The sequence below is a fragment of the Roseateles sp. P5_E11 genome (assembly GCF_054049355.1).
Genome location: NZ_JBFUMO010000819.1, coordinates 1 through 1937, shown reverse-complemented (window position 1 = coordinate 1937; position 1937 = coordinate 1). Strand labels below are relative to the sequence as shown.

Here is a 1937-nt window from a genome sequence, read left to right as displayed (position 1 = left end):
TTATGGAGGGCTGCGGCGCTCGCGCTGGCCCCGAAAAACGCCATGCTGACGCCGCAGACCGACGGGCCGCGGGCTCGCCCGGCTTCGACATGAAACGACACAATTGGGGCCATGAACATCCTGCTCACCGGTTTCGAGCCCTTTGGCGGCGAGGCCATCAATCCGTCCTGGGAAGTGGCCCGATCGCTGCATGGCCAGATCATTGCCGGAGCGACGGTGCAGGCGCGTTGCCTGCCGACGACCTTTGGCGGCGCTCCCAGAGTCTTGGCTGAAGCGCTGTCCGTGCACAAGCCCGGACTCGTCATCGCACTGGGCCTTGCAAGCGGCCGGGCAGAGATTTCCATCGAACGCTTGGCCGTCAATCTCATCGACGCGCGCATCGCCGACAACGCCGGCGAGCGCCCGCAGGATGTGCCGGTGCGGGCGGACGCGCCACCGGCCTATTTCTCGACGCTGCCCGTCAAGGCCATTCGCAACGGGCTGCGCGCAGCCGGCCATCCGGTGGGGCTGTCGTTGACGGCGGGGGCGTTTGTCTGCAACCAGGTGTTTTTCGAACTCCAGCACCGGCTCGTTGGCCTTGGCGTGAAGAGCGGCTTCATCCATGTGCCGGCCCTGCCCGAGCAGGCGGCTCGCACCCAGCCGACGGTGCCCAGCATGGGCCTGGCGGCTCAGATCGATGCCATCAAGCTGGCGATCGCGATTGCGCTGGAGGGCGACGAAGCGCTGGCATCGGCCCTGCCCGACGAGGGCGCACCGGTGGCCTGATCAGTCCTCGGTGTAGTGCCGCCAGCGCGCGCTGGCCTGGCGCATCAGCTCGACCTGACGGTAAAAGCGCCGGCAGTTGGTGCAGATGCGGTGGTGCAGGCGCAGCGACAGTCGCTCGGTCAGCGGCATGCTGCGATCTTCCGCCTTGAGCGTGATCTGCGTGGCCTCCCGGCAGGTGATCTTCAGCTTGATCAAGTCGCCCCTCCAGCGGTCGCGCCGCCGAACCAGCCGGCCTGCAGGCAGTCCCGCAGCCTCAACCGGGCCCGGTGCAGCATGACCCACAAGTTGGTCGGTGTGATCGCCAGTTCCTTACAGATCTCGTCCGATTCCAGCTCCAGCCACTCCCGCATCATGAACAGGCGCCCCTGCTGGCCCGGCAGCTTCTCGACGCAGGCCTCCAGCACCCTCATGAAGTCGACCTGGCGCAGCGAATCCTCGGGGTTGCCCCAGTCGTGCTGGGTCTCGCGCCAGTGGCCGTCGCTGGCGAACAGCAGATCGTCAAGGTCCTCGCCGTCTTCGCTGCTGCAGGTGGTGGACAGCTCGCGGCTGTTCTTGCGKATCTGGTCGACGAGCTTGTGCTTGAGGATGCCGACCAGCCAGGTCTTGAGCTGGCTGTTGCCCGCGAAGGCCTGGGGCTTCTCCAGCGCCGCGAGCAGGGTTTCAGAGACGGCATCCTCGGCCCACGCGGGGTTGCGCAGCTGCAGGCGCGCGTACTTCAGCAGCGGCGGGCGCAGGGCTTCGATCTGGCGGCAGTAGTCCGCTGAGGCGGTTGGAGCGGTCATGGCGGCGGCAGTGTAAGGACTTGGCAGCGTCTTGCGACTWCGTTCTTGCCGCCGGATGATCGGCCGCCTTTTACCCCCCAACCTTTTGGAGACCTGTCTCATGAAGAACCAAGCCCTCGTGTCCTCCGCCCTTGCCGCCGCCCTGTCCCTGGGCATGGTTGCCCAGGCCCAGGCCGCCGATGCCGCCAAGGAAAAGTGCTACGGCATCGCCAAGGCCGGCCAGAACGACTGCGCCACCGCCAATGGCAGCCACTCCTGCGCCGGCCAGTCCAAGGCCGACAAGGACGCCAACGAATGGAAGTACGTCGCCAAGGGCACGTGCGAAAAGGAAGGCGGCTCGACCAAGGCGCCCGCGAAGAAGTGAGGGCTTGACCGCCATGACCTCGGCGC

Annotated in this window: 4 protein-coding genes; 2 read left to right on the top strand and 2 right to left on the bottom strand. The window is 66.8% G+C overall.

All coding sequences use genetic code 11. The features are described from left to right. Window positions 1–111 precede the first annotated feature (111 nt). Window positions 112–765 carry a pyroglutamyl-peptidase I gene (pcp, locus tag ACXJKR_RS31015; protein ID WP_056202277.1) on the top strand — a complete coding sequence of 218 codons (654 nt, stop codon included), beginning with the start codon at window positions 112–114 and terminating at the stop codon, window positions 763–765. Here the strand turns inward: pcp and ACXJKR_RS31010 are convergent, their stop codons facing one another. Then, complete coding sequence (locus ACXJKR_RS31010; RefSeq protein WP_082532926.1) at window positions 766–960, bottom strand: anti-sigma factor family protein; 195 nt, start codon at window positions 958–960, stop codon at window positions 766–768. After that, window positions 957–1547, bottom strand: a complete 591-nt coding sequence (locus tag ACXJKR_RS31005) for a sigma-70 family RNA polymerase sigma factor (protein WP_057301160.1) — start codon at window positions 1545–1547, stop codon at window positions 957–959. Before ACXJKR_RS31005 ends, ACXJKR_RS31010 begins: the two co-directional genes overlap by 4 nt. 100 nt (window positions 1548–1647) lie before the next feature. Between ACXJKR_RS31005 and ACXJKR_RS31000 the strand changes: the two genes are divergently transcribed. Continuing rightward, window positions 1648–1911 carry a BufA1 family periplasmic bufferin-type metallophore gene (locus tag ACXJKR_RS31000; RefSeq protein ID WP_056202282.1) on the top strand — a complete coding sequence of 88 codons (264 nt, stop codon included), beginning with the start codon at window positions 1648–1650 and terminating at the stop codon, window positions 1909–1911. Window positions 1912–1937 lie beyond the last annotated feature (26 nt).